Source organism: Vibrio sp. (assembly GCF_047973365.1).
GTDB lineage: Bacteria > Pseudomonadota > Gammaproteobacteria > Enterobacterales > Vibrionaceae > Vibrio.
In genome coordinates, this window is sequence record NZ_JBKEBW010000003.1 from 57,139 (window position 1) to 63,779 (window position 6,641).

3 protein-coding genes and 1 pseudogene are annotated in these 6,641 nt (G+C 42.5%); all 4 read right to left on the reverse strand.

Annotated elements, in window-relative coordinates:
- Positions 1 to 27: 27 nt before the first annotated feature.
- Positions 28 to 1,038: a quinone-dependent dihydroorotate dehydrogenase gene (gene pyrD, locus ACK5MF_RS00315; protein ID WP_416918244.1), complete on the reverse strand. Its 1,011-nt coding sequence runs from the start codon at positions 1,036 to 1,038 to the stop codon at positions 28 to 30.
- A gap of 73 nt (positions 1,039 to 1,111) precedes the next feature.
- Complete coding sequence (locus ACK5MF_RS00320; protein WP_416918246.1) at positions 1,112 to 5,950, reverse strand: NAD-glutamate dehydrogenase; 4,839 nt, start codon at positions 5,948 to 5,950, stop codon at positions 1,112 to 1,114.
- A 185-nt stretch (positions 5,951 to 6,135) separates the two neighbouring features.
- Entirely contained in the window at positions 6,136 to 6,354 is a 219-nt protein-coding gene (locus ACK5MF_RS00325) for a DUF2835 domain-containing protein (protein WP_416918248.1), read from the reverse strand.
- Between the two features lie 111 nt (positions 6,355 to 6,465).
- Positions 6,466 to 6,641: pseudogene (locus tag ACK5MF_RS00330) on the reverse strand (group II intron reverse transcriptase/maturase); the annotation flags it as partial.

The window sequence follows — 6,641 nt, forward strand, 5'->3', positions numbered from 1 at the left end:
GTTCTATTTCAGCAACAGAAGCCTAAATTAGATATTTTTTACGATGTCAGCCACTAAACCTGGACCTTGGTAAATGAAACCACTGTACACTTGAACCAGTTTTGCCCCAGCAAGTAATTTTTCTTTCGCGGCGACATATGAGTCAATACCACCAACCCCAATAATTGGAATTTGATCTCCCAACTCACGATACAAGCATTTGATCACTTCTGTGCTTCGAGATTGAAGTGGTTTACCACTTAACCCACCCGCTTCATTGCCGTGTTTCATACCTTCAACCAAAGAACGGTCCAAAGTAGTGTTAGTTGCAATAACACCATCAATTTGGTTTTTCAGTAACGATAGACAAATTTGCTTAATTTCGTCGTCACTCAGATCTGGCGCAATTTTAAGAGCTAAAGGAACGTATTTATCATACTTATTCGCCAGTTCAGCCTGCTTTTGCTTTAATGCTGCTAATAACTCATCAAGTGCTTCACCGTATTGTAATGAGCGTAGCCCCGGAGTATTTGGTGATGAAATATTTACAGCGATATAGCCGGCATGCTGATAGACTTTTTCCATACAAATTAGGTAGTCATCAGCACCTTTTTCAATAGGTGTATCTTTGTTTTTACCGATATTGATACCGATAATTCCGTCATAATTGGCTTTTTTAACGTTCTCAACTAAGTTATCAACACCTAGGTTATTAAAACCCATACGGTTGATGATCCCTTCTGCTGGGATGATCCGGAAAAGACGAGGTTTGTCATTTCCCGATTGAGGACGAGGAGTTACCGTCCCTACTTCAACAAATCCAAATCCCATAGCACCAAATGCATCAATACATTCGCCATTTTTATCAAGACCCGCAGCAAGACCAACAGGGTTTTTGAATGTTAATCCCATACATTCAACTGGTCGATTTGGAAGATGTTGACGATAGAAAAGATCAAGAGGAGTGCCGGTGAAACGTTTGAAGTTTTGGATGGCAAGATCATGCGCCTTTTCAGCATCCAATTTGAAAAAGCCAGTTCTGGCTAAGCGGTAGAGCATTGTGCCTCCGATAGAAAAAAGCCCCGATTAAACGGGGCGTTATTATTGTCTTATTCAGCTAACAATTCAAACTTTATTCAACCGCTTGGCAGTTTAAATTGAGCAACATCAATTCTCTCAATGCGACAGAAAATTTAGCAAACTCATGAACGCTACCCACTTTGAACTCGTTCAGGATATTTTCCCAACGATGCAGTGAAACTGAATTTGTTTGCATCCACTGTTCCAGAGCTTTGATCACATCCAGCTTTTCATTTTCACATTTACAGTTGAGAACTTGAGCGGTTAATTGGCGTTGCTGCCAATCGAGATCTTCTCTGAATGCAGCACGAGCCAATACTTGCCAATTATTTTCTGTCGCTTGATTATTGATCTGTTTTAGGAACCAGTGCAAAGACAAACGATCACCCAAGTTAAAGTACAATTTCGCTGTTTGCTCTACTGATCTTTGCTTTTCTTTTGCAACTGAAGATATATCCAACACTGAGTGCAAGCTAGACAAACGAGCCACATAATTGGCTAACTTAGGTTCGATTCCTTTTTCGATCCAAGCTTGCGACATAGCATTGTGCTCTTCTACTTCACTCACAACTAGCACATCGTCAAGGATGTGTTTAATCGCTTCAACATCTGCTTGATAAAGTTCGATAAGATCACGAACAGACTGTTTACCTGGGTGATTACGTAACAACCAACGAGATAAGCGACGTAGTGAACGGCGAACGTGGAACATCACCTCATACTGAGTCAATGCATCTGCTTGGTTATCAAGCTTACGTAATTCCTCTAGTACTGAACCTAATTTATAGATTTCACGCGCAGCTGCATAAGCATTAGTTACGTCAACGGCCGTCGACCCCGTCTCTTCCTGCAAACGAGTAACGAAGTTACATCCCATCTCGTTCACCATCTGATTTGCCAATGATGTGGCAATGATTTCAGAACGTAGCGGATGATTTTGCATATGTTGCAAATAGTTACGACGTAACTCAGTTGGGAAGTAATTGATCAACTGTTGAGCATGAAACTCATCATTCGCAATCTCTTCACAAGCCAATTCGTCTTTCAACACCATCTTGCCGTAGGCAACAAGTACAGAAAGCTCTGGTCTAGTCAAACCGTGCCCTTGTTTTTCACGTTCCAGTAACGCTTCGTCATCAGGAAGATTCTCAAGCGCTCGGTCCAAATGCCCCGCTTTCTCCAACTGGTGAATAAAGCGAATCTGCTCTTTTACAAGCACAATGCTCTGTTGCTCGGTGACTGAAATCGATTCAGACTGAACATAAGCATCTTCGATAACAATCGCTCCAACTTCATCTTCCATTGACTCAAGCACTTGGTTACGTTGTTTGAGAGTCATGTCGCCATTTGCAACCAGACCGTTTAGGAAGATCTTAATGTTTACTTCGTTGTCTGAGCAATCGACACCACCAACGTTATCAACAAAGTCAGTGTTAACACGACCACCTTTCAGAGCGTATTCCACACGACCAAGCTGAGTCATGCCTAAGTTTCCGCCTTCGCCAATGATTTTAGCGTTTAGATCGCGGCCATCGATACGCAGTGAGTCATTTGCGCGATCCCCCACATCAGTATGTGTTTCACGTGACGACTTAACATATGTACCGATCCCACCATTCCATAACAGATCAACTTCCATAGATAAGATCATCTTAATCAGCTCATTTGGAGCAATAGATCCTTTCTTCGAGCCTAACAGCTTTTGAATTTCAGGTGTCAAAGTAATCGATTTTGCCTTACGAGAGAATATGCCACCGCCCTTCGAAATCAGTTTAACGCTGTAATCTTCCCAGCTAGAACGAGGCAGGTTGAATAAGCGATTACGCTCTTGCCAACTGCTTGCAGCATCCGGCGTTGGATCGATAAAGATATGTAAGTGGTTAAATGCACACTGTAGACGAATGTGTTTCGATAGCAACATGCCGTTACCAAATACGTCACCAGCCATATCGCCAATACCCACCACAGTGAAATCGGTGGTTTGGCAATCAATGCCAATTTCACGGAAATGACGCTTAACAGACTCCCAACCACCTTTCGCAGTAATCCCCATCGCTTTGTGATCATAACCATTCGAACCACCAGAGGCGAAAGCATCACCCAGCCAGAAGTTGTATTCTGCTGATACTGAGTTAGCAAGATCTGAAAATGTTGCCGTGCCCTTGTCTGCCGCGACAACCAAATACGGATCATCTTCATCGTGACGAACCACATTTACCGGGGCAACGAGATCACCTTCTACGATATTGTCTGTCACATCTAATAGCGCGCGGATGAAGCGTTTGTAACAACGTTGACCTTCAGCAAAAATTTCATCTCGCGTATTGTAAAGGTACTGTTTTCTACAAACGAAACCACCTTTAGCCCCCACAGGGACAATGACAGTGTTCTTAACTTGTTGTGCTTTTACTAAACCAAGGATCTCGGTACGGAAATCTTCTTGACGGTCTGACCAGCGTAAACCGCCACGTGCAACCTTACCGCCACGAAGGTGTACACCCTCGATATCAGGCGCATAAACAAAGATTTCAAACGCCGGTACTGGTGCCGGAATCTCTGGAATTTCGCTTGGTTTCATCTTCAATGCCAACCAAGGCTTAGGCTGCTGATCTTCGTTTAATTGATAATAGTTGGTACGGTAAGTCGCAAGGATCATCTCCATGTAACGACGAATAATACGATCATCATCTAAGCTTTCTACGTGATCTAATTGTTCTGTGATCTTGTTTATCAGATCAGTTTGACCTTTCTGCGCCCCTTTATGTTTTGGATCAAAACGACGCACAAATAGATCGACCAAGCCTTTAGCAACATCTGGATAATGGCTTAGTGTGTCTTCAATATATTGTTGGCTGAATGGGAAGCCAATTTGACGCATGTAACGAGCATAAGCACGAAGAATGGAGACTTCTCTGCCAGTTAATGACGCGCCCAACACCAAACGGTTGAAGCCGTCGCTTTCTAAGTCACCATTCCAGATAGCCGCAAATGCTTGTTGGAAACGATCACGTGCTTCGCGAAGATCAACCTTGTTCTCGCTCTTATGCAGCATTGAGAAATCAAGGATCCAATACACTTGGCCATTTGACTTCACTACTTCGTATGGTGATTCACCGATAACGCGCAAGCCCAGGTTTTCGAGCATTGGCATCACATCAGAAAGATGGATTGGCTCGTCACAGTGGTACAATTTCAGGCGAACCGCTTTTGAATCTGTTGACTCTTCTTGCGGGCGATAGAACAACATGCCTAGCTTGTTTTCTTCGTTGAGAGCTTCTAAGCGTTCAATGTCAGCCATCGCAGAAACCGGCATGACATCGCCTTTGTATGAACGAGGAAATGCATGTAAATATTCTTTTGCAAGAGGCAAACCTTTGCTTTCGCCTCGGTTTGCCACGATCGCTTCTGCTAAACGATCATCCCAAGTGGTTGATGCTTCCATTAAGTTTTGCTCTATTTTCTTCACATTCACATCCATGTTGTTATTATCAACACGAACGATGTAATGAGTTCTTGCCAGTGGGCTTTCAGAGAAATATGTTGTGAACTCGACTTCTTGTTCACAACCAAAATACTGTTTAAAAATTCGCTGTGTTTGGCGGCGCAGCTCAGTGTTGTAACGCTCTTTCGTTACGTACACCATACAACTGAAGAAACGACCGAACGGGTCTTTGCGAACAAACAGGCGTAGCAGATCTCGGTCTTGCATTTGTACAACACCCATACCAACTTCTAACAGTTCTTCTTCTGTTGCTTGAAGCAGCTCATCGCGTGGGTAGTTTTCAAGAATATTGTGCAGAGCTTTATAGGCATATGAGCCAACACGGTAACGGCTCGCAGCCAGAATTCGTTCTACTTTCTCACGAATTAGCGGAATACTTTGTACAACTTGGTTATACACCGCAGAAGTGTACAAACCACTAAAACGATGCTCACCAATCACCTTTCCGTTTTCGTCAAATTTTTTGATACCGATATAGTCAGTATAGGCTGGGCGATGAATACGAGATTGTTTATTGCCTTTAGTTAGAATAAGTAAGTAGGCTTTTTTTGCTTCTAGGCGTGCAGAATCAGAGAATTCAGACAGTTTTACCGAACGAACACGTGCACTTTGCGAGAACAGACCTAAACCAACCTCATCAGTCGGTTTTAGTGTTGTGTCGCCATCAACATCAACAAGATCATATTCTTTATAACCCATGAAAGTGAAATTGTGGTTTCCTAACCAACGTAAGAACGCCATGGTTTCCTGAAAACGATCAGATTCAGGCAGTTGATCTGCATTGGCTTCAAGCTGGCTAATAACTTGATCCAATTTACTTACCATAGGTTGCCAATCTTTCACCACCAACGCGGTATCCAGCAGAATATCAAGCAATTGTTCTTGAAGAGTCTTCATCTCTTCTTTGTTACTCAAGCGATCAACTTCTATGTGAAAAAGCGACTGAAGTGGTCCTTCTCCATTATTGATGCACTTAATTAAGCCATTGTCATCACGATCAATTTGCGTTGGACCGTTGAGCATTAAGTGGGAAGTTAAATCTAACCGGCTAAGTGCCATCTTAATCGAGTCAACGTGAAAAGGACCATCCGGGACAACAATCTCAACAATCGTATGAGTAGATTCCCAACCATGACGGCTTACCGTTGGATTGAAAACGCGTACAGAGTAATCATCACCTTTTTTCTCACTGATATGATGCCAAAGGCTGACTACCGCACCATATAAATCCGACTCATTTCGTTCAGCTAAATCATCTTGCGATACATTGCTAAATAGATGTTGAGCGAGTTGAGTAACCAGAGGTTGTTGTTTTTGCTCAAGTTTGTCTTGAATAAGTTGAAAGACTTTTTCAAGTAGAACCGGCATCAAAGTCTCACGCGCGGTCATAGGCGACTCCAGATTAGAATTATGTTTTGTAGGGGGATGCAGTAAGAATATAGCCTACTGCTAGTAATGCGTGCTTTATTGTAAAATTTAAAAAACAAAACGCTAACACATTTAACATTATCGCTTAGGCAAATGTTTGAGAATGTGACTAAGATACCTATTTAAACAGCTGCTATTTTCTTTCTTTACAGCATTTCCAACTTAATAAACTTGTTATTTTGGTCAGTTACCAATCTAAATCGACCTTTTACGCCAATTTGGCTGAGAAATGGTCGAAACCTTGATGCTGGCAGTTGCAAACGCAATCCCTGCTCTGTAATCACTAAAACAGAACTTGCCGCTCCCGAGTAATGTGACAAATACGCTTGATAAGAAATATTAAGCGAAAAATAGTAATGCTTCATATAACAACCAACACACCTATGTGTTGTCATTTTGATGACGAAATCGAGTAGGGTGAGGCGTTACCGCCTCATCCCTCTCACAGAACCGTACGTACGGACCTCGTATACGGCTCATGCATACTTCCATTCAGCATAATTGCTAAACACATACCCTGTTCCTACTTGCTCAAGATTTACCAACCCCAGTTCGTTGAACCATTGGTTTGGCATCGCATAACTGGCTAGAGGACTTTGCGCATTTCTCCAACTACTCATTCGGATAAATCTAAACGGCGGCTTATATCCAA

Coding starts and splice junctions, on each gene's coding strand:
- pyrD (WP_416918244.1), bottom strand. CDS start 1,038: ATGCTCTACCGCTTAGCCAGAACTGGCTTTTTCAAATTGGATGCTGAA.
- ACK5MF_RS00320 (WP_416918246.1), bottom strand. CDS start 5,950: ATGACCGCGCGTGAGACTTTGATGCCGGTTCTACTTGAAAAAGTCTTT.
- ACK5MF_RS00325 (WP_416918248.1), bottom strand. CDS start 6,354: ATGAAGCATTACTATTTTTCGCTTAATATTTCTTATCAAGCGTATTTG.